Annotated in this window: 27 protein-coding genes, 7 pseudogenes and 1 other annotated feature; of the genes and pseudogenes, 8 read left to right on the top strand and 26 right to left on the bottom strand. The window is 39.8% G+C overall.

Annotated features, from left to right (window positions below; all coding sequences use genetic code 11):
* Window positions 1–8: 8 nt before the first annotated feature.
* The 17 genes and pseudogenes from HMPREF0493_RS04160 to HMPREF0493_RS04090 all read right to left on the bottom strand — a co-directional run bounded on the left by HMPREF0493_RS04160 (window position 9) and on the right by HMPREF0493_RS04090 (window position 14,101).
* Window positions 9–1,310 carry an MBL fold metallo-hydrolase gene (locus HMPREF0493_RS04160; RefSeq protein ID WP_006352043.1) on the bottom strand — a complete coding sequence of 434 codons (1,302 nt, stop codon included), beginning with the start codon at window positions 1,308–1,310 and terminating at the stop codon, window positions 9–11.
* Window positions 1,294–2,118, bottom strand: a complete 825-nt coding sequence (locus HMPREF0493_RS04155; protein WP_006352042.1) for a carbohydrate ABC transporter permease — start codon at window positions 2,116–2,118, stop codon at window positions 1,294–1,296. The genes HMPREF0493_RS04160 and HMPREF0493_RS04155 overlap by 17 nt, the downstream gene beginning before the upstream one ends.
* Window positions 2,119–2,121: 3 nt before the next feature.
* Window positions 2,122–2,988: a carbohydrate ABC transporter permease gene (locus HMPREF0493_RS04150; RefSeq protein WP_006352041.1), complete on the bottom strand. Its 867-nt coding sequence runs from the start codon at window positions 2,986–2,988 to the stop codon at window positions 2,122–2,124.
* Window positions 2,988–4,073 carry an ABC transporter ATP-binding protein gene (locus HMPREF0493_RS04145; protein WP_006352040.1) on the bottom strand — a complete coding sequence of 362 codons (1,086 nt, stop codon included), beginning with the start codon at window positions 4,071–4,073 and terminating at the stop codon, window positions 2,988–2,990. The genes HMPREF0493_RS04150 and HMPREF0493_RS04145 overlap by 1 nt, the downstream gene beginning before the upstream one ends.
* Window positions 4,074–4,406: 333 nt before the next feature.
* A complete protein-coding gene (locus HMPREF0493_RS04140; RefSeq protein ID WP_006352039.1) occupies window positions 4,407–5,834 on the bottom strand; it encodes a C69 family dipeptidase in 1,428 nt (475 codons plus the stop codon).
* Window positions 5,835–5,879: 45 nt separating this feature from the next.
* On the bottom strand, window positions 5,880–6,737 hold the full coding sequence (locus HMPREF0493_RS04135) for a DNA/RNA non-specific endonuclease (RefSeq protein ID WP_006352038.1): 858 nt from the start codon (window positions 6,735–6,737) through the stop codon (window positions 5,880–5,882).
* 9 nt (window positions 6,738–6,746) lie between these two features.
* The gene (locus tag HMPREF0493_RS04130) at window positions 6,747–7,703 is read right to left on the bottom strand and encodes an exonuclease domain-containing protein (RefSeq protein ID WP_006352037.1); all 957 of its coding nucleotides are present in this window, start codon (window positions 7,701–7,703) and stop codon (window positions 6,747–6,749) included.
* A 6-nt stretch (window positions 7,704–7,709) separates the two neighbouring features.
* Window positions 7,710–8,525: an SIR2 family NAD-dependent protein deacylase gene (locus tag HMPREF0493_RS04125; protein WP_006352036.1), complete on the bottom strand. Its 816-nt coding sequence runs from the start codon at window positions 8,523–8,525 to the stop codon at window positions 7,710–7,712.
* Window positions 8,525–8,764 carry a YetF domain-containing protein gene (locus tag HMPREF0493_RS08065; RefSeq protein WP_006352035.1) on the bottom strand — a complete coding sequence of 80 codons (240 nt, stop codon included), beginning with the start codon at window positions 8,762–8,764 and terminating at the stop codon, window positions 8,525–8,527. The genes HMPREF0493_RS04125 and HMPREF0493_RS08065 overlap by 1 nt, the downstream gene beginning before the upstream one ends.
* Window positions 8,751–8,936: pseudogene (locus HMPREF0493_RS08060) on the bottom strand (DUF3290 family protein); the annotation flags it as partial. The gene HMPREF0493_RS08065 and the pseudogene HMPREF0493_RS08060, both read right to left, overlap by 14 nt.
* A gap of 2 nt (window positions 8,937–8,938) precedes the next feature.
* The gene (gene pepT / locus HMPREF0493_RS04115; RefSeq protein ID WP_040457190.1) at window positions 8,939–10,207 is read right to left on the bottom strand and encodes a peptidase T; all 1,269 of its coding nucleotides are present in this window, start codon (window positions 10,205–10,207) and stop codon (window positions 8,939–8,941) included.
* A 134-nt stretch (window positions 10,208–10,341) separates the two neighbouring features.
* Window positions 10,342–10,842: a hypothetical protein gene (locus HMPREF0493_RS04110; protein WP_006352032.1), complete on the bottom strand. Its 501-nt coding sequence runs from the start codon at window positions 10,840–10,842 to the stop codon at window positions 10,342–10,344.
* Window positions 10,843–10,886: 44 nt separating this feature from the next.
* Complete coding sequence (locus tag HMPREF0493_RS09350; protein WP_006352031.1) at window positions 10,887–11,015, bottom strand: YSIRK-type signal peptide-containing protein; 129 nt, start codon at window positions 11,013–11,015, stop codon at window positions 10,887–10,889.
* Between the two features lie 315 nt (window positions 11,016–11,330).
* Window positions 11,331–12,074 carry a nicotinamide riboside transporter PnuC gene (gene pnuC / locus HMPREF0493_RS04105; RefSeq protein WP_006352030.1) on the bottom strand — a complete coding sequence of 248 codons (744 nt, stop codon included), beginning with the start codon at window positions 12,072–12,074 and terminating at the stop codon, window positions 11,331–11,333.
* Between the two features lie 541 nt (window positions 12,075–12,615).
* Window positions 12,616–13,353, bottom strand: coding sequence for a PAS domain-containing protein (locus HMPREF0493_RS04100; protein ID WP_006352028.1), 738 nt, complete (start codon window positions 13,351–13,353; stop codon window positions 12,616–12,618).
* A 42-nt stretch (window positions 13,354–13,395) separates the two neighbouring features.
* Window positions 13,396–13,940, bottom strand: a pseudogene (locus HMPREF0493_RS09220) (ABC transporter ATP-binding protein); the annotation flags it as partial.
* Window positions 13,904–14,101, bottom strand: coding sequence for a hypothetical protein (locus HMPREF0493_RS04090; protein WP_006352025.1), 198 nt, complete (start codon window positions 14,099–14,101; stop codon window positions 13,904–13,906). The pseudogene HMPREF0493_RS09220 and the gene HMPREF0493_RS04090, both read right to left, overlap by 37 nt.
* Before the next feature lie 111 nt (window positions 14,102–14,212).
* On the opposite strand from HMPREF0493_RS04090, the gene HMPREF0493_RS04085 reads away from it, so the two are divergent.
* The 3 genes and pseudogenes from HMPREF0493_RS04085 to HMPREF0493_RS04075 form a co-directional block, all read left to right on the top strand.
* A complete protein-coding gene (locus tag HMPREF0493_RS04085; RefSeq protein WP_006352024.1) occupies window positions 14,213–15,310 on the top strand; it encodes a hypothetical protein in 1,098 nt (365 codons plus the stop codon).
* A gap of 43 nt (window positions 15,311–15,353) precedes the next feature.
* Window positions 15,354–16,271 (top strand): prolyl aminopeptidase, encoded by a 918-nt coding sequence (locus HMPREF0493_RS04080; protein ID WP_006352023.1) that lies wholly within the window; start codon window positions 15,354–15,356, stop codon window positions 16,269–16,271.
* A 33-nt stretch (window positions 16,272–16,304) separates the two neighbouring features.
* Window positions 16,305–16,484, top strand: a pseudogene (locus tag HMPREF0493_RS04075) (response regulator); the annotation flags it as partial.
* 139 nt (window positions 16,485–16,623) lie between these two features.
* Here the strand turns inward: HMPREF0493_RS04075 and HMPREF0493_RS04070 are convergent.
* Window positions 16,624–16,831 (bottom strand): annotated as a pseudogene (locus HMPREF0493_RS04070) (GNAT family N-acetyltransferase); the annotation flags it as partial.
* Window positions 16,832–16,864: 33 nt separating this feature from the next.
* On the opposite strand from HMPREF0493_RS04070, the gene HMPREF0493_RS04065 reads away from it, so the two are divergent.
* Window positions 16,865–17,056, top strand: coding sequence for a hypothetical protein (locus tag HMPREF0493_RS04065; RefSeq protein ID WP_006352020.1), 192 nt, complete (start codon window positions 16,865–16,867; stop codon window positions 17,054–17,056).
* A 49-nt stretch (window positions 17,057–17,105) separates the two neighbouring features.
* Here HMPREF0493_RS04065 and efp read toward each other — a convergent pair whose 3' ends face one another.
* Window positions 17,106–17,684 carry an elongation factor P gene (efp, locus tag HMPREF0493_RS04060; protein ID WP_006352019.1) on the bottom strand — a complete coding sequence of 193 codons (579 nt, stop codon included), beginning with the start codon at window positions 17,682–17,684 and terminating at the stop codon, window positions 17,106–17,108.
* A gap of 120 nt (window positions 17,685–17,804) precedes the next feature.
* Window positions 17,805–18,719: a type I pantothenate kinase gene (gene coaA, locus HMPREF0493_RS04055; RefSeq protein ID WP_006352018.1), complete on the bottom strand. Its 915-nt coding sequence runs from the start codon at window positions 18,717–18,719 to the stop codon at window positions 17,805–17,807.
* Between the two features lie 74 nt (window positions 18,720–18,793).
* Here coaA and HMPREF0493_RS04050 point away from each other — a divergent pair, with 74 nt between their 5' ends.
* Window positions 18,794–19,348 carry an SGNH/GDSL hydrolase family protein gene (locus tag HMPREF0493_RS04050; protein WP_006352017.1) on the top strand — a complete coding sequence of 185 codons (555 nt, stop codon included), beginning with the start codon at window positions 18,794–18,796 and terminating at the stop codon, window positions 19,346–19,348.
* Here HMPREF0493_RS04050 and HMPREF0493_RS04045 read toward each other — a convergent pair.
* The 4 genes and pseudogenes from HMPREF0493_RS04045 to helD form a co-directional block, all read right to left on the bottom strand.
* Window positions 19,345–19,794: a GNAT family N-acetyltransferase gene (locus HMPREF0493_RS04045; RefSeq protein ID WP_006352016.1), complete on the bottom strand. Its 450-nt coding sequence runs from the start codon at window positions 19,792–19,794 to the stop codon at window positions 19,345–19,347. The genes HMPREF0493_RS04050 and HMPREF0493_RS04045 overlap by 4 nt on opposite strands.
* A 1-nt stretch (window position 19,795) precedes the next feature.
* A pseudogene (locus tag HMPREF0493_RS04040) lies at window positions 19,796–20,047 on the bottom strand (transporter substrate-binding domain-containing protein); the annotation flags it as partial.
* Window positions 20,046–20,231 (bottom strand): annotated as a pseudogene (locus HMPREF0493_RS08330) (ABC transporter permease subunit); the annotation flags it as partial. The pseudogenes HMPREF0493_RS04040 and HMPREF0493_RS08330, both read right to left, overlap by 2 nt.
* Window positions 20,232–20,400: 169 nt before the next feature.
* Window positions 20,401–20,642: a binding site (T-box leader), on the bottom strand.
* Window positions 20,643–20,687: 45 nt separating this feature from the next.
* Window positions 20,688–22,994: an RNA polymerase recycling motor HelD gene (gene helD, locus HMPREF0493_RS04035; RefSeq protein WP_006352013.1), complete on the bottom strand. Its 2,307-nt coding sequence runs from the start codon at window positions 22,992–22,994 to the stop codon at window positions 20,688–20,690.
* Between the two features lie 156 nt (window positions 22,995–23,150).
* Here helD and HMPREF0493_RS04030 point away from each other — a divergent pair, with 156 nt between their 5' ends.
* Together HMPREF0493_RS04030 and HMPREF0493_RS04025 are read left to right on the top strand one after the other, a co-directional pair.
* Window positions 23,151–23,846 (top strand): matrixin family metalloprotease, encoded by a 696-nt coding sequence (locus tag HMPREF0493_RS04030; RefSeq protein WP_006352012.1) that lies wholly within the window; start codon window positions 23,151–23,153, stop codon window positions 23,844–23,846.
* Window positions 23,847–23,915: 69 nt separating this feature from the next.
* Window positions 23,916–24,566, top strand: coding sequence for a histidine phosphatase family protein (locus HMPREF0493_RS04025; protein ID WP_006352011.1), 651 nt, complete (start codon window positions 23,916–23,918; stop codon window positions 24,564–24,566).
* A 33-nt stretch (window positions 24,567–24,599) separates the two neighbouring features.
* On the opposite strand, the gene HMPREF0493_RS04020 is transcribed toward HMPREF0493_RS04025, so the two are convergent.
* Both HMPREF0493_RS04020 and HMPREF0493_RS08600 read right to left on the bottom strand, forming a co-directional pair.
* On the bottom strand, window positions 24,600–25,208 hold the full coding sequence (locus HMPREF0493_RS04020; protein WP_081451951.1) for an FtsX-like permease family protein: 609 nt from the start codon (window positions 25,206–25,208) through the stop codon (window positions 24,600–24,602).
* Window positions 25,168–25,332: pseudogene (locus HMPREF0493_RS08600) on the bottom strand (bacitracin ABC transporter ATP-binding protein); the annotation flags it as partial. The pseudogene HMPREF0493_RS08600 and the gene HMPREF0493_RS04020, both read right to left, overlap by 41 nt.
* A 36-nt stretch (window positions 25,333–25,368) precedes the next feature.
* Here HMPREF0493_RS08600 and HMPREF0493_RS04015 point away from each other — a divergent pair.
* Window positions 25,369–25,966 (top strand): DUF4145 domain-containing protein (locus HMPREF0493_RS04015; protein WP_040457182.1); only part of this gene is annotated, 598 nt, incomplete at its 3' end.

Genomic DNA, 25,966 nt, shown 5'->3' with positions numbered 1-25,966 from the left:
TTGATTCACTAAAGCGTGATGCTTTGACCACGCTTAGGTAAAATCCGTTTTCCATATGGGTTCTCGACCAGCTCCGGATGCAATGTGTGCACTGGTACTAAAATAGCTGGTTGAACCTCGCTGATGATTTCTTGTAACTCCCCCTCATCTGCGTGGCCAGAACAACGCAGAGCTTTATATTCCACATTATGTTTAGCAAAATTTTCGACAAAAGGCTTGTATGCTGGGTCGAAATCACCAAGTGGCTCAGCATTAGAATGGATATACAATCCGCCTTCCATCAACTGATCAAAGTAAGCAACAGCTTGCCAAAGGAATTCGTGATCATCGTTAAGAAGATCTTGATAAGAAACTTCCGGTTCTGGATTCAGATCAGCGAACTTCGGCTCCTCTGGCAAGTAATAGTACGGAAATTCTTTGCCCAGACTCTTATGCAACAAATGAGCCCGTTTTGCATGCAAAACAACTTTCCGTGGTGAATCAGAAATGATTCTAAGCAATCTTTCAACATTGGTTGGGTAGGTGTTAAAAGTAATTTGCCGTTTTGGATTAGCTTTTTGAAGACGAACAACTTCTTGTGTCAATTCATCTTCATTGTTAATCCCGGTAAATTCCTCACTTTGCTTTTCATTCTTTCTTTCAGGCCATGAACTGCCAGTTGCTTCAGTAATGAAAAGATCTGCACCCTTTGAAGCAGCTAAGAATTCATGTACCCAATCCGGATGATAGCCATGCAAACGAATATCACCAGTGAATGAAATTTTTTTATCCGGGGTTTTAACAATTAGACCGGTAGCACCATATGCATCGTGATCGCTTGGCCAAATTTCCATTGTGATCTCGCCAACCTTAATCGGCTTTTTATATTCAGCAGCGATGATTGGACGAGTGTAGCCTTTTTCATGACCGGCTGCTGGCAAAAGAAAATCGCCTTTTTCATTTAATGCTGGCAGCAAGTGAGCCGTAATTGGGCCGGCATACAATGGAATCGTTGGTGAAAGCAGATTTAAAGCCTTGCTATGATCCAGATGCAGGTGAGAAATATAAGCTGCACTATGTTTCCAACGCTTGGTATCAATTGCTTTACCCGTGATTTTTTCATCATAAAAATCAGGAACTTCACCAATCAATTGGTACTTAATCAAAGTCTGATAATCTTCATCGTCCATACTCAAACCGAGTTCAGGACGATATACCTCGCCTAAATCAAACAAAACGTGTGAATCATTATAGGCGACTTCAATCATTGGCCCGCCAATTGTAGTCAAGCCATTATAAAAAGTAACGGTTGTTTTATCCCTTAAGGTCATTACGAACTACTCCGCGAATAATTTGTTTTCTAAAAATGAAGTAAAGAACTAAAATTGGCAAAACTGTCAAAGTAGCAGCAGCTAATTGCAATTGGGTTTCACTACCGGCATCAGAAGCGAAATTAGTTAATCCGTTGTTAAGAAGCCGCATACTGTCTTCATTAGTTACCAACAATGGCCATAGGAATGAATTCCAGCCAGAAATAAAGCTTAACAAACCAACAGTGAATAAACCACCCCGTGACATTGGGACTAAAATTTTCCAAATATATTCCCAGTCAGATGCACCGTCAATTTTGGCAGCCTTATAAATTGTTCTTGAAATAGCGCCAAAATAGCTCTGCAAGTAGTACATGTAGAAAATTGAAGTAAGGAATGGCAATACCAAACCGAGATAAGTGTTAAGAAGGCCCATCTTTGCAACAGTATTGTAGTTGGTGAAAATTATTGCTTCACCAGGAACCATCAGCAATGACAGCAAAACGATTTGAACGAAGTTCTTGCCTTTAAAACGAAGGTTAACCATTGCAAAGGCACCTAATATAGCGTTGAACAAACTAACAATTGTCGTTACACTCGCAGTAATGAAGGTGTTTAAGAAATAGCGTGCAAATGGAGCCTGCGCAAAAACACTAGCATAGTTGCCCCATTGTGGATTTTTTGGAATGATTGTTGGCGGAATCGTTGTTGTTTCTTGGAAACTCATTAATCCACCCAAAATCATATAAATGAAAGGAAAGACAGTAATAATTGCAAAGAAAGTCAAAATCAAGTAGGCAAATAATCTGCCCCAGCGAATCTTTTTCATCTTTTACTGCTCTCCAATCTTTTTCATCATCTTGCGCTGCAAGAAAGTAATAAACAAAATGATCAAGAATAACACAACAGTGGCAGCCATCGCTACACCTGGCGTACCAACAATCTGGAATTTGTTATAGATGTAGAACACTGCAGTCGTCGCAGAGTTGCCGACGCCGGCTTGCCCATTGAACAAGGCATATACTGAAGTATAAACTTTGAAGGCTGCGATAATATTCATCGTTAATAAGAAAGCGATCGTTGGAATCAACTGCGGCATAGTAATCCGCCAAAACTTTTCGGTACCGCTTGCCCCATACATATCAGCAATCGTGTAATAATTAGGATCAATATTTCTCAAGGCACCCATCAAGATAACAATGTTAAAAGCCAAGCTTGTCCAAACACCAAAAATAATGATCGTCGTTAATGACATTGAAGGATCATCAATCCAGTTAGGTGCAGGCAAATGCAATGCTTTCAAAACGAAGTTGAGCAAACCATAGTCACCATTGAAAATATAGCGAAAGACAATACCGATCGCAATCGTACTTGTAACATATGGCATGAAGAAAGTAGTTTCAAAGAAAGACTTTCTCTTCACCTTGCTGAAAATCAACCAAGCCAGCATAATCGAGATCGCTAAAGCTACTGGTACAGAAACCAAAGCATAAATAATAGTGTTCTTGATTGCCGTCCAGAACTCGGGATCTTTGAAAATATACTGATAATTGCTAAAGCCCGTCCAATCCAAGGCAATTAACGGTCCACCTTGAAAACTCATAACAAAGGCTCGCAAAATTGGAAAAATACTAAAGCCCGTTACAAAAATAATGGTTGGAGCCAGAAAGAGCCAAGCCCGCTTTTGATTTTGCTTCATTAGTAAACACGCTCCCCTTCTGGGGTAAAGATGAAGATGCGATCAAGTCGCATTTTAAGGTTGATATTGTCTCCTGCCTTAATTGGAGTTTCCAAATCAACCAAAGAACGAGCTTGAATGCCATCATGATTGAATTTCAAAATACGTTCACGACCTATCAATTCAATATCTTGAATTGTGACCTTAACGTTTCCACTTTCAGCTGGCAAAATATTTTCAGGTCTAACTGACAAAACATATTTGCCATCTTTTAATTCATGCTTAAAACGGTCTTGTTTCAAATCACTGACTGCAATTTCAAAATCTGAGCCAGTAACTTTACCATCTTTGACTTCAACCGAGAAGTTGTCAATTACTGGATTGCCAACAAAGTTAGCAACAAAGTAATTATTTGGTTCCGAGTATAAGTTTTGACCCAAATCATCTTGTTGAATCACGCCGTCATTGAACAGAATGATCTTATCACCGATCGACAAAGCTTCTTCTTGATCATGTGTAACAAATAAAGTCGTAATGCCAACTTTTTTGACTAATGAACGAATTTCTTCACGAATCTTTAACCGCAAACGAGCATCCAAATTGCTCAATGGTTCATCCATAAGCAAGATCTTAGGTTCTTGAACCAAGGCACGGGCAATCGCTACACGCTGCTGTTGACCACCGGAAAGCTGATCAGGTTTTTGATCCGCAAATTCATCAATCTGCGTTAAATTCATGTACTTTCTAGCAACCTTTTCAGCTTCAGCCTTAGGACGCTTATTCTTGCCGACCGTTAATGGAAACATAACGTTTTGCAAAACAGTCATATGCGGATATAGGGCATAGTTCTGGAAAACATAACCGATTTGCCGATCCTTAGGCGCGGTTTTAACTACCGACTTGCCATCAAATAAAATGTCACCGCTAGTTGGTGTAAGAAGACCAGCCAGCATATTAAAAATGGTCGTCTTTCCACAGCCGGAAGGGCCTAATAAGCAGACCAGATCGCCTTTTTTAACGGAAAAACTAACGTCTTTGATTGCTTCATGGCCGTTTTCATAAACCTTGCGTAGGTTCTTTACTTGAACAAAATTTTCATCATTCATTAGTTACACACCACAATATCTTGATAATTTTCTATAAATTCTTAATTAATTCTATTATATTCCGATCAAAATCACAAATTTATTTTCATAATGATTCGTACTTTACAGAAGTTTCTTTCTGTTTGTTTGTGAAATGTTCTGCTTTTTTAGGCTATATATTAACTATTTAGCAAAGCTGCAAGTTATTATTTGCTTTTACAAGATATTGTGTCTTATTTATCGTTAAGCACAAAAAAAGATCATTGCTTTTACAATGGTCTTTTTACTTAATTTCAAAATAAATCAAAATATTTTTTCCGAACGATCAATTTAACAATCTTAAATAAGATTCTTTTATAAATTATCGCCACGTTCAAATTGGTACTTGGAAGAATTCAAAGCCTGACGAACCAAGGCGCTCATTAACTTTTTGGTCTTTTCCGTAATTTCAGCGGCTGTCTTTTCATTGGCGGCAGTTAAAAACTTAGTCAATTCTTCACCCTTGAGTTCTTTAGCCTTAGGGTCAGTCTCATCAATATGAGCTAAAGCACAAGCTTGGCAATCATCACGGTAGGCATTTACTTGATAAATATATTGATGGTAGCGTGGCTCAACTAATACTTGCAAAGTCTTGTACATCCAGTAAGCACTCTTATCAGGATCAACCATATGATCAGCAACCTTGTAATTGGCTGGCGTGTCGTTGATGTTGGCATAGAAAGGTACGTAAGGTGAGTAGCAGTAAAAGCCCATATTTACCCATTGAATGGCAGCCATTTCTTTTGGAACATCATTTCTGATTTGCAAGATGCTGGATTCTTGATTACGGCCCAAGGCAATTGAGCGGAACATCTTTTGCTGCTTTTCATCCCCGGATGAGAAAGTATCCATTGGATCATAAGGGGTACCGTTGTAGTGGCTGGTCAAGAACTTTTGCACGTCTTCTACGCCAATTTTCTTTTCAGGAACGCGAGTAAATGGCATTTCTTGACTGGTTGGATCTTGCTCAATGCTTGGGTTGAACAATTTTTGACCATACCAAGTACGTGGAGTGTTGTAGAAAGCATCAGCTTCGTCTTTTGTGCCAAAAATATCACGGAAGTTAAAGCCGCCATCTTGAGCAGGATTCAAATGATGCTTTTCAACAAAATCACGAATCGTTGAAGCATACATAAAGTTATCTGGATCATCAAAATCAACGTTTTGAATCACCATAATATTAGGACAAATTGCGTATGAATCATCAGGTACGCGAGCAGCCACCCATTGGTGACCTGCAGCTGTTTCAAGGTACCAAACTTCATCATGATCAGAAAAAGCGATGCCGTTGGTTTCACCAGTACCATACTTTTCGATCAATTGACCCAAACGCTTTACCCCTTCACGAGCCGTCTTAACAAATGGCAAAACCAGATAAAGCATTGAATCTTCATCAATCCCGTTTTCAACAAGAGGATCATGGCCAAGGCAGCGAGCATTGGTTGCTTCAGTTTCAGTTGAAGACATAGCAACATTATATTCATTAATACCTTGTTCATCCCAGCGGCCTTCTGAATCATCGGCAGTTGGCGCTGCAGTATAGCGACAGCCATCGCCAATCAAATGCATCTTAAAGCCATTGTATTTGGAAACATAGTCTTCATCATAATGACGGGCCTTGTTTACAACAAAAAGCTTTTCATTAATGCCACCGTAACCGTCCTCGTCACGAGCAATCATGGTTGACCCATCGATTGAAGCATCCTTACCGACTAACATTGCCGTACAATTATCTTTTTTCATAAAACTTCCTCTTTTTTTATAAATCTTTATGTCTATTTTACTCTACTATTCCTTTACCTGCATCGACCGATCAACTTTGGCCCGGCCATTTGCATAATTGAAAACATAATCCGGCTGAACGTTGTACAGATAAACATTAAAATCTAGACTGCCATCTGTTGAAATAGCCTGTAAGTTAATGCCGCGAGCCATTAATTCATTGCCTCTGAAAATTGGCGTTGCTTGATAGATCACCTTTTTGTTTTCACGCAAAGCTTTCCTGACCTTGCTTTCAAAAATTGTCTGAATCTTTTGGTTGGAAAAGGCCGTTTGAGTAAACAAATTCTTTGGATTGTTCTGATCACCGGATTGATTATTTGGATTATAGTTACCGTTTTGATCGATTCCAGCAGAGACAGAATAGGCAATCAGGTGACCTCGATTGTATATTTGTGTGCCATTGCGACTGTTGTAGTGCCAGCCCGTAGGATCAATGTACTGCCGCACGCGCAAAGAATCATTGGCAACGTTTCTTTTTTCCAGAAAACCCGTATTCGAATGCGATGTTCGATTAAGCGAATCCAAATTAGCATAAATAACCCTGTTAACTTTCCAGGCATTTTTAATCAAAGTCGAATGATCATTGTTGACCGTAATATAGGCCTTCGAACCGCTTTTAAAATTCAATTTAGCCAATTTCTGATAATCCGTCTTCGATAAACCGCCATAAGAGGTTTGAGCCTTTTGTGCATTGTTGATTTTATTGCTGGTTTTTGAACTCGTGCTCGAAGTAGTTGAAGTTAAATTAACGCCATTGGGAACACTGCCGCCCTTGGTATAAATGCCCCATATTGCAGCAACAATTACGATCAAAGCAGTGAGCAGCGAACTGTTCTTGCGTCTTCTCTTTCTGCGTCGTGCCATTTTTTGCTCCTAACTTCTTGCCCAATTATCAAGCATATTTAAGAAAAAGCTTTCTGATAAGTGCTTAATATCCGCACCTTCGTGATTCAATTCTTGAGCCTTATTCAAATCATTATTATCACGACTAAAGAAGTCATGATCGCCTAAAATCAGGTAATTGGTTTCCATTGCTAGCCGTCCTTGAGCTTGTCCGCCCAAGTTATCAATCATCTTATTGGCATCTTCCAAATTCATCTTTAAATGATCAGTTAAAACGATCTTTTTGTTATTAACCGGATTGCGAAAACCAATCTGCCACGGAGATAGTTTTTCATCAGTTAAAGAAAAGTTTTTGATTTTCTTTTGTGCCTGTACAAGCAAATTTGGCGTGAAATGAGCGTGAAAATCATCATAGACTTTTTTCGTATCAATTGAATCATCTAATCCACGGTGCTGCTCTACCTGTGCAATTCCGGCCCGCTGCATGCAATCAATCAAGCGATTATGCCGCTCTTTAGGATAATATGCTCGCGCTAAACGCAAGACATCTACATAATTATTATTTAACTCTGGCAAGTGATATTTTTTGGCCAAATCATAAATAAAGTTCAAATCAAAATTTACGTTGTAGCCAATAATGACATCATCGCCAATAAATTGCCGAAAATCATGAATCGCTTCAGCTACTGGAATGCCTTCATTAATGATTTTCTCTTCAGTAATGCCATTTAATTTGGTAATAAATGCTGGTACGCAGTTTGATTTGTCATAAGCAACCAAATGGCTGTATTCATCGACAATTTCACCATTTCTAACTTTGATCGCACCTAATTCAATAACGCGATCGCGGTATGGACTCAAACCGGTTGTTTCAATATCGAGCAAGGTATAGTCCTGCAAGAAGGCGGGCGTTTCCATCCCCTTTTGGCGGAGTTTATCTTCTGCACCAGGAATATGCAAAACCCCATTTTTTACTTCAATACTCATAAAATCCTACTTTGCTAAATTCATTAATAAATCATAGCTGTTGCTATCAAAGGCAAGACTTCGCTTTTGCAAATCGTCCGGCAAATCATCTTGTCTTAAATCAGCAGCAAGATAATGCCAATCACCGAATTGCTCAACCAATTTGACCATTGGATCCAGCAATTGCGGACTGGTTTCATCTACGCCTAATTCCAAAATTGCGACTTTTTTATCTTCATTGCCAGTTAAGAACCAACGCATACGCGCATTCGCATCAGTATCTGGGTAAAAATGCGCATTTAGTGGCATGTGCAATTCCATCTCGCTGTTGCAGACCTCACATTTTGGTACCAAATCTTCTGTCGCATTTTTTCCGGCAGCGATAAACTGTCTAACTACTTCGCGATCATCCTTCAATCCATGATTAATGCCGCTTGAGCATTGCATTTTTGTCCAATCACCAAAAGCATTGAAGATGCGATTTTCATTAAATCCCGCATTTTCAAAAAAGTGTGCGAAAGTACTGGTGGCAATAAAATATTCCTTACCCTTAAGTAGCTTCTTTAATGCCAGCATGCTTTCACTCGGCTCATAATTTAAAGAGTAATTATTAATCAATTGACTCCAAAAAGTCCATTGCTCTGTCCAAGAAGCAAATTTTTTATCAAGTGCATCCCCAATCGTATGGACATCATACTTTTCAGCAACATCACCGTATAAGTCATCGAAGTTTTCCTCGCTTAAAATATCGAGTCCTTCTTCACGAGCCATGCCATTACCGGCAGTGACAATTACCGCATCGGCATCATTGAGCCACTTTTTTGCTTTAGTAAAATCCGTCATTATTTGCTCCCTTTCTGATGGTTAGAATAGCCAGTCAAACGAAGTTGACCACTAATATACTCGCCTAAAAAGATATCACTCACATTATTATAACCCGCCTGTTTAACTTCTTGCGTTAACCAAGATTCATCTTTATGGATTAGTTCCAAAACATCCTGATTAATCTGCCCATCGCTAATTAAAGGGAATGATCTGCGTTGCTTGCGATTTTTGAGTATTGATTTAAACGTATTTTTCATATTGCGCAGCGGCAAACAAGAGCAAAAAGAGCAAAGCGATAATTCCGAGATCGCGAACATATAAAATAGTAAAAATAATCATTACTGCGGCCGCAACCAGCATCAAAATATACAAAATAGTTTGATTGTTGTTTTGATTATTTTCAATGTATTTTAAAGTATAAAAAGTCATTTTTACCTCTTAAGTGGCGTTTCATCACGATTGCCGTCCATTTCTAGATGCGTAGTTGCAATCGCTGTTAGCGTTTTTGCCAATAAAAGCATGTTCTCAACCGTGACATATTCATAGCGCCCGTGGAAATTAGCTCCGCCATTAAACAAATTTGGCGTAGGGATGCCTTTTTCACTGATAAAATCGCCATCTGTTCCACCACGGAAAGGAATGTGATGAACAGGCAGCCCCATCTTGGCATAGGCATGATGAACCAAATTGACCACATATGGATTATTTTTAATCAAATCGCCAGGTGAACGATATTGATCATGCATTTCGAGGTTTACACGATTTGCGCCATATTTTTCATTCAATTTCTCTGCTAAATCTTTAACCAACTTTTTCATCTTGAGATAGTGATCCGTATCGAAGTCGCGGATGATTAAATTGATCTCTGCATGATCAACATTGCCATTATTATTTAAGACTAGGATGTAGCCTTGATAGTCCTTGCTTTTTTCTGGGACAAAATCTTGCGGCAAACCATCAATAAATTCATTTGCCATCAAGGCCGCATTAACCATTAAACCGTATGCTTCTCCAGGATGAACAACGGTACCTCTGAAAGTAATTTTGGCAGCGGCTGCGTTAAAAGTTTCATAGGCAATATCGCCAGGATTGCCGTTATCAAGGGTATAAGCAAATTCAACTGGAAAACGACTTACGTCAAAGCGGGCCGCACCCATGCCGATTTCTTCATCAGGACCAAAGGCAAGCCAAATATCGCCATGCTTAACTGCAGGATTTTCATGCAAGTATTTTGCCATGCCAAGAAGGCCAGCGATTCCAGCCTTGTCATCAGCACCCAGAAGGGTATCACCGGAAGCCGTGATCAGAGTTTGCCCGATCACTTTCTTTAATGATGGAAATTCTTTGGCCGACAGAGTTACGACGTGACCCAAATCGATGTCTTTTCCGTCATAGTTTTCATGAATCTGTGGCTGAATATTTTCGGCATTAAAGTCGGCAGTATCTACGTGAGCGACGAAGCCAATTGCGGCAACTTTTTTATCGCTGTTTGCGGGAATTTTGCCGACTACATACGCATCTTTGTCTGAATAAGAAACATCTGTAAGCCCTAATTTTTTAATTTCATTTGCGAGTTCTTTAAGCAAAACCACCTGGCCAGGGGTTGTAGGTACGGCCTTGCTGTTTTCATTTGAGCGCGTGTTCATTTTGGCATATTGAATAAACTTTTCTTCAATATATTTTGCATCGTAATCTGACATTTTGTTGCCACCTTTCATTTTTAATCTTATTTTAACATACAAAAAAGCCACCAGCTTTTGTGCTAGTGACCTTCTTGATTAGATAAATCTAACTTATTTTTTCTTGTGCTTTTGGCGTTACCGTTTCACTATTGTCATTTGAATCTGTTTGTTCTGGCAGAGGCATAGTTGGCACTTTCCCAGTCCCACAATTCATTTTCATAATTATCGCCAATTGCCAAGTGAGTGAGACTTTGCAGTTGATCAGTCAATTCAAAACCATGGTCTGGATTAAAGTCTGTCACGCCATTTTTAGCTTCTTCATGAACGTCGAAGTAGTGAACATGAACGTTGGAATTCTTATTCAATACCAATTCACCTGGCTGCCAAGTAATCGTAATCCCTTCTGGCTTAGTAGTCTCAACCGACTTTTCACCTTCGAAGGTCAACTTAGGAACAGTTGTTGAAAATGTTGCCCAAGCTGAGCCCAATTCATTGCTAAAGCGAATCTTATCGCCCCAAAGGCTAATTACTAATTGTTTTTCAACATCATTTTCAAATTTACCATCATAAAGCAATTCGTTGTCCTTATCGGCATAAAGAATATCACCATTAAAATTGCCATTCTTGTCGTACATCTTTAACTCTTTGATCATCTGAATTATCCAGTGCTTTGGCTTTCAACCAAAACAATTTCAGATTAATTCTTTTTTGTTTTTGAAGATTTTACAGGACGACTGTTTGAGCCCATAAAAGTCAAACCAATCAAAACGGAGGCTGCACCCATTGCGAATTTGCGAATTGAATGATGTTCATGTTTTTTCTTCAATTTTGCGGATTTTTTCTAACAAATTTTTCTTGAAACCATAAAATTATACCTCATTTTCTGTTAAAAACATTTATTAACATGGAGTGTGACATTATGTCACTTATTAGCACTTATAGTATATAATATTCATTCAATATAGGTTATCTCTTTGAACCCGCTTTTAAATATTCTTAATATATTATTTTCCACTAATTTATCCATTAATATTTTTACAGCTATCAAAAAAAGCAAATGAGGACAAATTCCATTCGCTTCAATGATTGAATAAATATTACTATCGTTAACTATTTATTTAATCCGTTTTTATTTTAAAAATTATTTTTTGATTTCTTTCAATCCTTCACGACGTCGACCCATATTGAACCACGGCGAAACTGTAAAGGCTAAAATATCGTTAATTACATAAATCAATGAGTTAACAGCCATGGCTAAAGTTGAATCGCCTTGAGCAAAGGTTACGCTCCAAAGAATCAATTGGAAAATGCCGCTGGCTGTCCACCAGAAGTATTGGTTGTTATAACGCATAAAGCACATAATGCCAGCAGTAAGAGAAATTGCAAAACTGATTGCATCAATCCAGGGACGAGGATCATTAGTAAATTTGCCAATCAAGAAACCAGAAACCAAGTAAATGGCAAGCGTACCAACGATGGCAATTACCCATTCCTTAGCGCCAAATTTCCGCAAGTGGTTCTTGGTATCATTATTCCAGGACTTAACAGCCAAGATAACTGGCAAGTCCAAGGTAGCAATATAAGCAATTTGCTCAAAAATTGATAAGTAGTTCTTAGCTGACCAACCTGCATAAATAAAGCAGGCAGCTGAGATCAAACCTAACCAGCCGTTAATTGCCTTGGTAGCATTAATTGCCAAAACACAAAGAGTACCTAATAAAGTACCGATAAAAGTAATCACAGTAACACTGGTCATCTTAGTTTGCAATAAAATTGCCAATTGGAAGCCAAAAGCAAAGAACCACAAGCAGTAGTTCTGAATTGGCCAACCCTTAAGCTGGTTCCATAGCCAGACAAAATAATTCTCATTCTTATTAGTTTGCATAAAATCTCTCCTCAATACTTTAGGTTCACAAGGTGTGAACTAATATACAACATCTTGTGCCTTTTCCGCTTTTTTCCAGAAAAAGCCTCGACATCTAGTTTAGTATTGTGTGAAATAAAAATAAAGACTTGTATTCTGATGACATTTTTGCTACCCTTGGCAGCAGTTTTATTTTTGACAGGAGATCCAAATATCATATAATGTTAGTTAAAAGTGACACGATGTCATATTTCACAGAAAGGTTTGCTTATGAAAAAAGAACATCCCCACCAAATCAACCTTTATTTACTATGATCTCTACGGCAATCATGTCGGCAAATATTCAACGAGAATCAAAAATAAATGCAATTTGCCAACTCACCACTTAAAAAGCCTGATCCATTATCACATGCCATATGGCTATCAAGTGATCCACAATTTCGTTTATCCCCAACTATCTAATTTTAGAAATGATCAAATGGCTGATCTTTACATTGCAGTGCAAGAGCAGCCAATCTATAACTAAAAAAGAGGCAGCCTCATAAGAGACTGCCTTTTTCAATTATTCATGTTGGGAAGCTCCAGTTGAAGTATCCGGCTTTTCCTCAGGTTTCTTTTCAGTTTCTTTGCTTGATGCGCCACTGACTGCATCAGTATCTGAATTCTTACGATAAGTTGCACCGGTGGTTGCATCCGGATCGATCACTAATTTTTGACCGGTCGTTTCGCAGAAGTATTTTACTAATGGATAAATATCTTGAACCCATTCATAAGTACCAGCGTAATTGCCTTCGTCATCTTCAACTCGCTTGTAGCGGTGGTAAATCAATTTTTTCAGATTGCCGTTAGGCACTGGCATTTCAACCTCATCGTGACCATCTGGCTGCGTTCTCAAAGCATGCGTAACTTTCTTAGCAGTTGCAGTTGCTTGCTTTGGATGACACTTACCGATTCCGTTGCCGATATCAGATGGCTTTCTGCTTGCCAGCATCTTATAGTTGGGATCAATTGGACGATTGTACCAAAGAAGCTGGTTATTATCGTCAACAAACGTCATTTCACCAATCGTATTTCTAAGCATCCAATTTAATTGGTTAACTGTCATCAGACCAGCATCTAATTTTACATAGTCATTGCCTTCTGCGGCATTAACCTTCTTGGCAGCCTTATCTAACCAATCAGGATCATCTTTATCAATGCCATGAATGGTCGTGCCTGCTTTAGCCTCGCCGTTTGCTTCATAGTCTTCTTTTAAATATTCATCAGGATTCATATCCTTCAACCATTTAGGTTCTGCCATTTTAAATATCTCCCTTAAAAAACTAATCTTTACACCTATAATTTACCACATTTTTGTCTCAATGCGGTGCTTGTCAAAATGAACGATTTTATCAAACATCGCTTTTTCTTCTGGAGAAATTTTATGCGCTACTTCAATCACGGCTACTCGCGGATTCTTCAATAAAGTCTTATGAATTGCCAAAGACAAGTTAGGATCAAGCGCACTCGTGGCTTCATCTGCTAATAGAATTGGTCGACCTGATAAAAGCGCACGTGCAATTTCAACTCGCTGAATCTGACCACCAGATAAATTATTGCCGTCTTCACCGACCAAGCCATCTAAGCCGTGTTCTTTAACCAGTTGATCAAGCCCTGCTTCATGAATTTCCAATTGCCGCTAATATTTTTGTGGTTCAAAATGATTTGTCCTTCTTTCGGCTTTTTAAGTCCAAGCATTAGCCGCAATAAAGTAGTTTTGCCTCAACCGCTCGGTGCCATCAGCAAAACCTTTTCACCTAGTTTTACTTCTAAAGACACATCATTAAAAATCTCTTTGTGATCCGAACTAGTCACATAGGCCAGCTGCTTAATCTGCATCCCGTCAAAAGGGCTAAACGAACTAAATGCCAGTAATCATGCGACCCAGAAGAAGTCACATTCAGCATGATCTGAATCATATAAGCAACGAATACAATATTGCAGGCCTTAATTGCTGCTAAAAGCGTGAAGCAGATAACCTGACTTTTTTTGGCATATTTTAAACTCATAGATTTCTCCTTAAGCCGCTGTCTATTGTCATCATTATACGCGCAAATAGTGTCTTTTCTCAAACTGTTCCTATATAATAGATACAATTTATAAAATCGTGGGAGGTTAACATGGCACTTAAACTTGTTGAAATATATCAGCACTCTGAAGACGAAAATTCATTTTTATTGGGCTATATCTTAAACAAAACCGAAAACTGGCTGACCTTCCTTGCACTTGATCCAGCCGGCAATCAGGGCGGTGTGCGTTTCTTAAAAATCGACGATATCGCTGAAATAAATGAAGACAGCGACTACTTGCGCCTCTTCTCCTTTTTGCTGGCAAACGGTGAAATCAATGATCCCTACCAGTTAACCCAAGCCAACCATGACCTGCTGGCTCAACATTTTAATAATCTGGATAAAATTTTGGATTTTGCTTGCAGCAAGCAGATCTTAATCAAACTTGGGCTTAAAAATGGCGGTAGCATTGGTGGCTTCATCGTTGGACTAGACAAGGAAGAAGTACAGCTGACTACTTATGAGGAAAAAAGCAAAACTTTTGATGATGTAATTCGCAGCGCAGTCGATATTGATGATATCGTTGAAGTCGTCATCAATGACGTGGGGCTTAAGCTGCTGGAAAAATACATCAGCTTTTTAAACGATGGCGGCGATGTCAATAATGACCTTGATCTGGCTCAAATCTATTTCAGCTATGATAGTCCCATCCGTTTTCAACATGACTTCGTTCGCGGCTGGCTTGTCAATGAAAGCCCGCACTATTTTTTGATCGATCGACTGGACAATGCCGGTCAAGTTGCAGCCGTATCCCTGCTTAATAAAGACCTGATTGCCAACATTACAACTCAATCCAGCTATTTGAATTATCTAAATTACGCGGCAATGTATAATCAGCAGCATAATATTTTTGACAGCTATCATCTCAGCGATTTCGCCAGCAAATTTGACCAGCTGCCTACTTTTGCGCAAATTGCCCAGACTGCCAAAAGCGATCACTTATTGACAGTTGACAGCTTTGAATACGATGGCATCAATATCGGCAAGGTCGCTAACGCCAGCCAGGAAGAAATGACCTTGCAGCTGCTGGACGGAACGCATTTTTCCGGCACCGAAACCTTCGGATATGAAAATCTATGCATGATCGATTTGATCAGCTACGACAGCATTCATTTGCAACACTATCTGCAAACAATTAATCAGCTATAACGTGGTAAAATTGATTTAACACTATTTAACAAAGGAGAATTCTATGAAAACTGGTACTAAAATCATCACTTTAGACAACGGCTATCACCTTTGGACCAACACTCAAGGTCACGGCGATATCCACTTGTTGGCACTTCACGGCGGCCCTGGCGGCAACCACGAATATTGGGAAGACACTGCTGAGCAATTAAAAAAGCAAGGCTTGGACGTTCAAGTTACAATGTACGATCAATTGGGTTCCCTTTACTCAGATCAACCTGATTACTCTGATCCTGAAATTGCTAAAAAATATTTGACTTACGAATACTTCTTAGATGAAGTTGATGAAGTTCGTGAAAAATTGGGCTTAGACAACTTCTATCTTATTGGTCAAAGCTGGGGCGGTCTTTTAGTCCAAGAATACGCCGTTAAATATGGTCACCACTTAAAAGGCGCCATTATTTCTTCAATGGTTGATGAAATTGACGAATACGTTGCTTCAGTTAACCGTCGCCGGCAAGAAGTTCTTCCACAAACCGAAATCGACTTCATGCACGAATGCGAAAAGAATAATGACTACGACAACCAACGCTACCAAGACGACGTTCAAATTTTGAACATCAACTTCGTTGACCGCAAGCAGCCTTCTAAGCTTTACCACTTGAAGGATATCGGTGGCACCGCTGTTTACAACGCCTTCCAGGGCGACAATGAATTCGTCATCACTGGTAAATTGAAGGATTGGCACTTCCGTGATCAACTTCATAAGATCAAGGTACCTACTTTGCTTACTTTTGGTGAAATTGAAACAATGCCAATTGCTACTGCTAAAATTATGCAAAAGAAGATTCCTAATTCACGTTTGGTAACTACCCCTAACGGTGGTCACCACCACATGGTCGATAATCCAGACGTTTACTACAAGCATTTGGCTGACTTCATTCGTGACGTTGAAAACGGCACTTTTAAGAATCAAGAATAATTAAAACAATTGAAGTGGTTGGAAACTTTTTAGATGCTGCCGATTTATGATGGGATCACGGTTTTAAGAAGAATTCGCAAACAAAGCGATGTGCCAATCATTATGCTAACGGCAAAGGATTCTACATCCGATATCAGTTCGGCACTTGATCAAGGTCTTGACGACTACATTACCAAGCCTTTTGACATCGAAGTTTTATTTGCTAGAATCCGCTAAACTCTATCTAATTTTAGTTTTTAAATAGCATTTTCTCGATAAGATATATATCAAATAAAACAAAACAAGAAATTTTAGAAGGTGGCCTAATGGTCACCTTTTCGTTAATCCAATTTTTTAGCTAAAATGAAATCCGTTTGACCTGTTCTGTTTGCGCATCCCCTACGTTTACTTTTAAGTAGCCCGCCGCTTCGCGCCACCATTAAGAAAAAGAAGTGACTGTTCAGATTGTTGATCTCCGCCAGTAATTTATCGGTTTCGTAATCTTCTTGCAAAAACTTAGCCATGTCATCAGGCGCAGTGTACTCATCAAAAGTAGTTTTAAAGGTCTCACACGACGGCATGAATATATCGACCAAGAAACCGATGCTCTTAATTTGAAAAAAACTATTTCACGTTCTGCTGCCAGTCAAACCGCAGTTAAGCACATTGGAACGGGAAAAGCCATCAGCTGGTCTATCGCCCAAACTTCCAAATACGATTTTCCTGTCTGGACCGTGATGGTTTCGACAGGGACAGAAATTCACGAAGTAAAAGTTGATGCCGAAAAGAACGAAGTTATTGACTAAAAAAGCGCTACTCGATTGAGTAACGTTTTTTCTTTTAAAATTAAATCAATTAGTTAAACTTGGCGTTGTTATCGGCACGGCCCTTGTAATCCCCTTCTTCGGTTCCGATGACCAATTTTTCACCTTCATTGATGAAGTCAGGAACAGTAACGACCAAGCCGGTTTCCATTGTTGCTGGCTTGCCACCGCCGGCAACAGTTGCGCCCTTGATGCCTGGTTGCGTTTCTTTGACAGTTAAAACAACCGTTGATGGCAATTCGATCCCGATTAATTTGCCTTCATCAGTGAATTCCAAAGAAACTTCGATGTTAGGAATCAAATATTGCACGTCATCACCCAATTGATCCTTGGAAATTTCGTATTGATCATAGGTTTCGGTGTCCATAAAAGTGTAGACGCCATCTTCGCCGTACAAATATTGTGCGTTTTTCTTGGTTAATTCAACCAAATCGATCTTTTCAGTAGGACGCATTGTCTTGTGGACAACTGCACCACTCTTTACATCGCGCAAATCCATTTGCATAACGGTGTTGCCTTTGCCCGGCTTGTGGTGGTTTGCCTTCAAAACTCTAATCAACTTGCCTTCTTGCTTGAAGACCATACCCTTTTTTAAACTAATTGCTTGCATCTCTTATTTCCTCCTGTGTAAAACTTTCTTCTATTGCTTACTCAACTAACACGCTGGAGGTAATGCAAATTTTTTAATTAATAAAATATAGATCGTATTCATACCTTCTAGTATACCAAATTAGAAGCGGCGCAGTAATATTCGATCGATCACATGACCCGTCGTTTTGTGCAGAATCAAGCTTGCTCTGGTCTTAGTTGGAGCAATGTACTCGCGCAAGTTAACCAGGTTGACCATCTGCCAAGTTTCTTCAGCCAGCTGCAATGCCGCTGTTCTCGGACCGTTAGCCAATTCATAGTAAAAATTATCCGGCTTGTTTTTATTCATTTCCATAATCTTGGTAAAACGCTGCATATACCAGCTTTCGATCAAATCCTCTTTCGCATCGATATAAATTGAAAAATCGAAAAAGTCGCTGGTCACCATTTGCCCGCTTTCCGGCAGCTGCAAAGTATTGATCCCTTCCATGATCAAAATATCGGGACGCTTGACATGACCGTATTTGCCCGGCACAATATCACTTAATTCCTGAGAATAAAGTGGATAAACAATATCTTCCTTGCCCGCCAAAACATCGGACAGGAAATCACTCAGCAGCTGCATATTGTAGCTTTCGGGAAAGCCTTTGCGGGGCATAAGATTGCGCTGGGCTAGTTCAGCATTATTGTACAAAAAACCGTCCGTGGTCATTAAGTGAATTTTCAAATCCGGATAGGTCCGGCTCAGCAGCAATTGCAATAGCCGGGCTGTTGTCGACTTACCGACGGCCACTGATCCGGAAATGCCAATGATGAACGGTGCTGTTTTCGTAGTTTTATGCAAAAAACGCATCGAATCTGCCTGGGCGTGGCGCTTATTTTCAAACATCAGATGCAAATAGCCTACCAATGTCGTGTAAATTTCATGCACGTCGGTCAGGTCAATTACATCCCCCAACGACTTGACCTTGGCTAGTTCTTCTTTACTAACCTGAACTCGATTGGCCGGAGCCAAAGCTGCCCACTCATTTCGATTAAAAGAAAGATAGTTCTTCATCTGCAACTCTCCTCAAATTGATACCATTATATTATAATTGATACCATTATATTATAAGGGAAGGATGTAAAAATATGAAAAAGATTGTACTTTTTGGCGATTCACTTTTCAACGGTTTTCGCCACCATCGCGATACCGACTTGATCACTACTGCTTTACAAGAAAAATTAGGCAAAAATGCACAGGTGAAAAACTTTTCCAAAAGTGGTGCAACAACGGTCGAGGGCCTAGACTTTTTAACGCAAATTCCACAGGACACTGACCTGGTTTTAATCGAATACGGCACCAACGATTCTTCCATTGTCGGCATTTCTTCGCAAAATTATGAAAAAAATCTGGAGCAAATGATCAGATTTTGCGCTCCTAGCAAGGTTATTCTAGTTGGACCCTGGCAAGATAAAAATGGCAATGAATATACTATTCCTGACCATTTAGCACAAAATCGCAAGATTGTTGACAAGCTTGCGCATAAGTATCATTTGCCACAAATTGATTTGTTGACAATGCGCACAGGGGAAAAGAATGTGGATAAATTATATCAAGCCGATAATTTGCACCTAACTGATTACGGCAATCAAAAACTGGTCGAGCTGCTTTATCATGCAATCAAAAAAGAACTGGAAATCTAATCCAGTTCTTTTTTCATCATGATATGTTTTACGCCACCTTCATCAAAAGGCGCACCAAATTCTTGGTAGCCTAATGACTGATAAAATGCTTCTGCACTTATTTGCGCGTGGCAAACTACTGCTTTTGCACCTTTTTCTCGCAAAAAATTATGCACAGCCTGCATCATCTTCGTTCCCAGGTGCTGTCCGCGCGTCTCTTTATCCACAGCTACCCGGCCGAACATCCAGCCAAGATTTTCATCTTTAAAAACGCGGCAGGTAGCTAATGCGTTATTCTGCGCATCATTTAACAAAAAGACTTGGGTCGCCGTCAGATCAGTATCATCAAGTTCAGGCAAGGTGATTTTTTGCTCGGTTACGAATGTATTAGTGCGCAGTCTTTCCACGCAATACATTTCTCTGCCTGACATCTCATCAACTTTTTTAAAAAGAAACTTTTCTGCCATCTTATTTTCCTAAATAATTGCTCTTTCTGCCAAACCATTTTTCATTTAACTGTTCAAGTTTGCCATTTTTCTGCAATTTTTTCAATCCGGCATTAATCTTCTGGCGCAAAGTTTTATCTCCTTTACGCATACCAACGGCAAATAAGTCGGCGGGCACCTTAGGATTTTCGATAATGCGATATTCATTCTTATTGGCCATGTGAGCAACATAGTAGTTAGCATAGACTTCATCAAGCAATATGCCTTGAATGCGGCGTCCCCCGCATAATCCAAACGTAAAATTCCACCAGCCACTTTAGCGGCTTGATCTTGCTCATTTATCCTAAAGCTACCAAAATACCGAGGGGCAATGAAATCAATAATGTCCAAAAGAAAATTCTCAATGTCAGCCATGTTCCTGCCATCAAAGCTGGCATTATTTGTCTTACGTAATGCATGTAGTTCACCTGCTTAGTAATAAAAAAGTCCTCTTGAGCAAATGCCCAAGAGGACGAATCAACGTGTTTCCACCTCAACTTCGCAACAACTTCACAGTTGTTTCCTCAGCAGGTTTATTATCAACTTAATTTTTGCTAACAAAAAAAGCCCACCTAGATCTGATTGATCTAAGAGGGCGAATTTTAAGTCCGCGGTTCCACCTCATGTTCGCAGCTAACTCACACTAGCTACCTCACTAAGTTTGATAATAAACCTTTAGCTGTAACGGGCTAACCCGGACTTCTCTACTAGTTTCAATTTCAAGGAATCGACTCACAGATGTGAATTCATCTAAGCGGCTATCTCCTTTTCACCAACGGAGACTCTCTAATAACCACTCTTAGATTACTGTTTCTGTTCTTTGTCTTTAAACTGTTATTGAATATTAAACGATTCTTAATCTTTTGTCAATAATTTTACTTGACAAGATAAGTATCAGCTTTCACATCCAAGAGTGGACTCTTTTCACCTGTATAAATGAGATCCAGCTTGTACATTGCCCGTGACGTAATCGTATAAACCAATTGGGTTTCATCGAGTTCATGGTATGCCTTTTTGGAAGCATCCCACATCACAACAGCATCAAATTCCAATCCTTTAGCCAAATATGATGGCAGAATCAAGTTGCCGGAAACCAGCCGCTGGTTGGCTGTCGCAATCAAGGTTGTCTTTTTGCCCTCTGCTTGCAACTGCTTATGAAGGTGCTCAGCGCTGGCCAGATCCTTGGTAATGATTGCCGTAGTGAACTTTTGCTGATCATTTTCTCGCAAAAGCTTTGTTAAAACAGCAACAGCTTCTTTCTCTGTCTTGCGACCGTAAATCGCTGGAACAGGGCCTTGTCGGTTGAAGGCTTCGATCTTTTCACCCTGACGCAAGATCTGCTTTGTAAAGTCGGTAATCTGTTTGGTTGACCGATATGATTTGGTCAGTTGCACGACATCGGTTTTCTTCGGATCAAACAATCCCGAGATTTGTTTGAGCAAGCTTCTGCTTTCGTCTTTAGTGAAAATAGCCTGATTCAAATCACCCAACATCGTAAATTTGGCTCGTGGGAAATTGTACTTTAGATAAGCCAACTGGAATGGCGTATAATCCTGAATTTCATCAATAAAGGCATAGCGCATTTCATAATCAGTCCGCCGACCAGTGATCAAGTCGTACAAATAAAGGTAGGCTGAAACATCATTCATGTGAATGGTGTGCTTTCTAAAACCATCCTTCACTTCTTCAACGTGTTCAGCCCAATCATCAACGCTGATGTTCCACTTGGAAAAATCAACCATCTTAGGAACGGTCCGCAAAAAGCTTAAATACTGAGCCCGCATATTGATGAAGTTGTTGTGTCGAATCCGCTGGAAGACAGGCTGTAAAGCCTTAACCACGATCTTGCGTCCCAAAAACTTCTCTTCTTCAGCTTCAGAACTGAATTCCTGATCAGGACGATCATACAAATTATTCAGCTCTTCTTTGCTTAAGCTTTCAATCGTCTTGCTTACCCAAGCTTTGCGTACTTCCGGAGCGATCTTGCGGTTCAGCATCTTGATTAATTCTTCGCGCGTTGCATCGATTCGGTTGGCCAAATTGTAGTTTTGATTGAAGGAGTAGTAGATTTCCTTGATTTTTTCTTTAGCAAAATATGGCTTCTTTGGATCGCGAAAGTTGATGTTCTTAAAAATAACTCCGCGCTCATTCAGCTTCTTAGCATAACGCGTCAGCAAATTAAAGAAGTGGACTGAATCTTTAAAGTTGCCGATGGCTGTGTTTGCACTTTGATCCTCAAACTGATCAAACAGATTTTCAACCTGCATCCCCGGCAAACGCCGCGCAACAAACTGCCAGTAAGTCATTTGCACCATATTTTGCTCGCCCATTTCTGGCAAAACATTCTTGATGTAGTCGTTGAACAGTTGGTTCGGACTAAACATGATAACATCGCTGGAAGTCAAATTACCCCGGTAACGGTAGAGCAAATATGCAATTCTCTGCAAAATTGCACTGGTCTTGCCAGAACCGGCAGCCCCTTGCACAAAGAGCAGATCAGCGCTGGTATTACGAATAATCTTATTCTGCTCGCGTTGAATCGTCGTTACGATTGACTTCATTTGCGTGCTGGACTTTTCTGACAAAACAGACAGCAGCATTTGGTCACCAATTGATTCATTGGTATCAAACATATTGACGATCTTGCCATCTTTAATTTGGAATTGCCGCTTCTTGGTCATGTCAACGGTAATTTCACCTTCTGGTGAGTTGTAGGAAACCTGCCCTAATTTTCCATCATAGTAAATTGAAGAAATTGGTGCCCGCCAGTCGTAAACCAAAAAATGATCATTATCATCGGCAAAAGAACCCAAACCAATATAAATGGTTTCTGTTTCATCGGAATCTTTTTCCTTAAAATCTACCCGTGCAAAATATGGGCTCTTCTCTAACCGTTGCACTGTCGCTAACTGCTTAGCTGAATGCTGCCAATCACGTTCACGTTCAGCGAGCAGTTGCTGCTGCTGGTGAATTGACAGAGCCGTTTCCATTGAAGTCGAGTAGCCATCGTAATCCAATTTAACATCATCGAAGAAGTGCGAATTAAGATCTCTGGCTTCGCCTTCAACAGTTTTAATTGACTTGCGTAGCTCTTTTTCTTTAGCCTTGATCAATCCTAAGACATGATCAAGATGCTGTTGTTCGACTTGTTTTTCATTGCTTGCTTCAGTCACATTTATCACCTATCTCTTAAAAAACTGTATTCTATTTTATCATGAATGACGCACAGTTTATACTTTATCGATCTCGCAATAAAAACATAAACAAATTTCACCAAAATTAAATAAACTGAGTATATAATGAGTATATAATACTTAAGCAAACGGAGTTGATGAAAAATGCGTGGATTTTTTCGATTTTTACGTAATTTAGTTTTTCTCGGAATCCTGGCATTCGGTGTTTGGACTTATCAAAACAACAGTCAAATCCGAACAGCAACCAATGATTCGCTGTTTACCTTAAAGCAACGCATAACTCAGCTGATTTCTACTGGCAATTTTGCTCCACCTACGCTAAGTGATTCTGGCAATAATACTCAGGCCTCTTCGACGACTAAAACCAGTACGTCCAAAAGCAAGAGCAGCAATCCCATCTGGCCTAAGAATACCGCAACGGTTTATATCGATATTCCTAATGATGCCCAATTGCGCAGTGCTACTCTTGATGCAATGAGCGCTTGGAACAGAACTGGTGCCTTTTTATTTAAGCAGACTTCGAATAAAGCTAAGGCCAATATCGTGGTCAGCACCGTTAGCAACAGTGATACCGAGGCTGCAGGTCAAACGTCAATCAGCTATAATCCACTGACTAATCATTTGATCAAAGCCAAAGTTGAACTGAATCGCTACTACTTGCAAAATGCATGGTGTGGCTACAGCAATAGCCGAATCGTTAACACCGCCGAACATGAATTAGGTCATGCCATCGGACTGAAACATTGCAAAACCGTTTCCGTCATGTATCCAGCTGGATCCTACTATACCATCCAGCCACGTGATATTGCGGCAGTTAAAAAATTATATAGCACAAGATAAAGACAGTTAAAAAATCATCCTTTTTCGTTTAAAATAAAGGTGATTGTTTTTTAGTTAGGGAGAAAAAGGATGAAAAGAATTTATATTGTGCGTCACGGTCAAACTTATATCAACCGTTACAACAAGATGCAGGGCTGGTGCGATACCCCGCTGACTAAGGCCGGCATTGCCGGAGCTGATGAAGCTGGAGAAGCATTAAAGGATGTACCTTTTGATATTGCTTTGTCCAGTGATTTAAAGCGGGCCAGCGATACCTGCGATATTATTATCAAGCACAACGTCAATCGCGATGAATTGCAGCACATTGCCAGTCCATTTTTTCGTGAGCAATTTTATGGCTTCTTCGAAGGGATGGATTCTGAAATGGCTTGGCGCATGATCGGCGGTGCTCATGGCTATGCCACTAGACAGGAAATGTTCCAACACGAAAGAATTGACACGATCAAAGATTGGATCAAGGAAGCAGATCCTTACCACGATGCTGAAAATTCTGAGGAATATTGGAAGCGACTTGATAAAGGTTTTAAATTGATCAGAGAATTGGATGGAGCTGAGAATATTCTGCTGGTAACTCATGGCTTTACCATTCGGAGCTTGTGGTACCGTTATGGTGATGACATTCCATTGGTTCCAGGTCCAAAGAATGCTTCAATTACGACAATGACGATGAGCGACAAGGGTGAAATTAAAATTCCATCTTGGAATAAAATGCATTTATAAATAGAAAAACTTCTCCAAATGGAGAAGTTTTTCTTATCTATTCTTCAAAACGATTCCTTCATAGAGCTTAACCGTAATCAAGTAATAAATTACATAAAGCACTAAGAAAATTGTAAACGGAATCCAAATCTTGTCATACGGATTCTGTAGCATTGATTTAAAGAACTGCAGACCAAACAATACATCAACGATGCCCAGCATTGCCGGCACGTAGAAGCCAAAGAAACGATGAATCTGCAGGCCTAATTGTGAAATCAATAATTCTGAAACTACTTGCGTTAACCCAATCCCAACAATGATTCCTAAAACAGCAGCCAAGAGACCAACTACAATCGTTTCAGTAAAAATCAGTCTGCCAATTTTGCTATTACGCGCACCTAACATCATGTAAGTTCCATAGTCTTTTTTCCACATGCTGAGTAAAAAACTATTGGCATAAACGATATAAACCAGCGTAATTAACCCGAGCAGCGCGATCCCAAACATAAAGACGAAATGCGTAATTGTAAATGAAATTTTCAATGCTCCTTTTAAAAAGGCAGGATTCAGCGCGATCGTCATAAACATATAAAAGATGGCACTAGCCAAAGTCAAACCAGAGAATAAAACCAATCTCCTTGCCGCTAAAGTCGGGCATCTCATTTTCGCGCAGCTTGGTAATGTCTTGACCAGACGCACCCATGATGCCCACAAATTCGCCTTTTTCCACAGAAAAATCAACGCCCTTTAATGCCTGGATTTTGTCAACGGTATTTCGTAAAAAAGTTTATAATCAGTAATAAGAAAAGTGAGGGAAAAGCCCATGGTAGAAGCAAATTTTGCTTATTTAAAAAATAGCAAACTCTTAAAAAAAGAATTCTCTACAGCCGACAAAATTCGCAAGCTGTACGAGATTGATGATTACCGCGACGTCATGATCAATGCCCGGAGATTGCTCGAAAGCGTAACGCGCAAGATTATCGACTGGGAAAACTTGAACCCATATTATCCGATCCCTTCCGGTCAGCAGCGAAATCTGCGCAGCAACATCCAATATTTGCGAGAAAATCTGACTTATCCACTGAGTATCTACAACTTGTTCGACGAAGTGCGACGTATCGGCAATGAAGCCGTTCATGCCAGCAATTTTAAGACCAGCAAAGACCAGGCCTGGCACGTAATTTGTGACATCAACGATATTCTGGTCTTTCTTCTGAATTCCTATGAAGAAGAAAGGCTCAGCTACATGCGACCCGATATCATGCTGGAAGCAATTGATCATCCCGAAAAATTCAAGCCGCGCAAAGTTATCAACAACTTCACCCAGCAGCCTGTTAAAAACGAAAACGTTGTTCAAGCACAAGAATTTTTAAAAACAAAAAAGAAAAAACGCCGCCGTTTTGGTCGGCTGCGTCATTTTC

The organism is Lactobacillus amylolyticus DSM 11664, assembly GCF_000178475.1.
GTDB classification, from domain to species: Bacteria; Bacillota; Bacilli; order Lactobacillales; family Lactobacillaceae; genus Lactobacillus; species Lactobacillus amylolyticus.
Note: the sequence above shows the minus strand (reverse complement) of the source record. Positions and strands in the feature narration are given on the sequence as shown.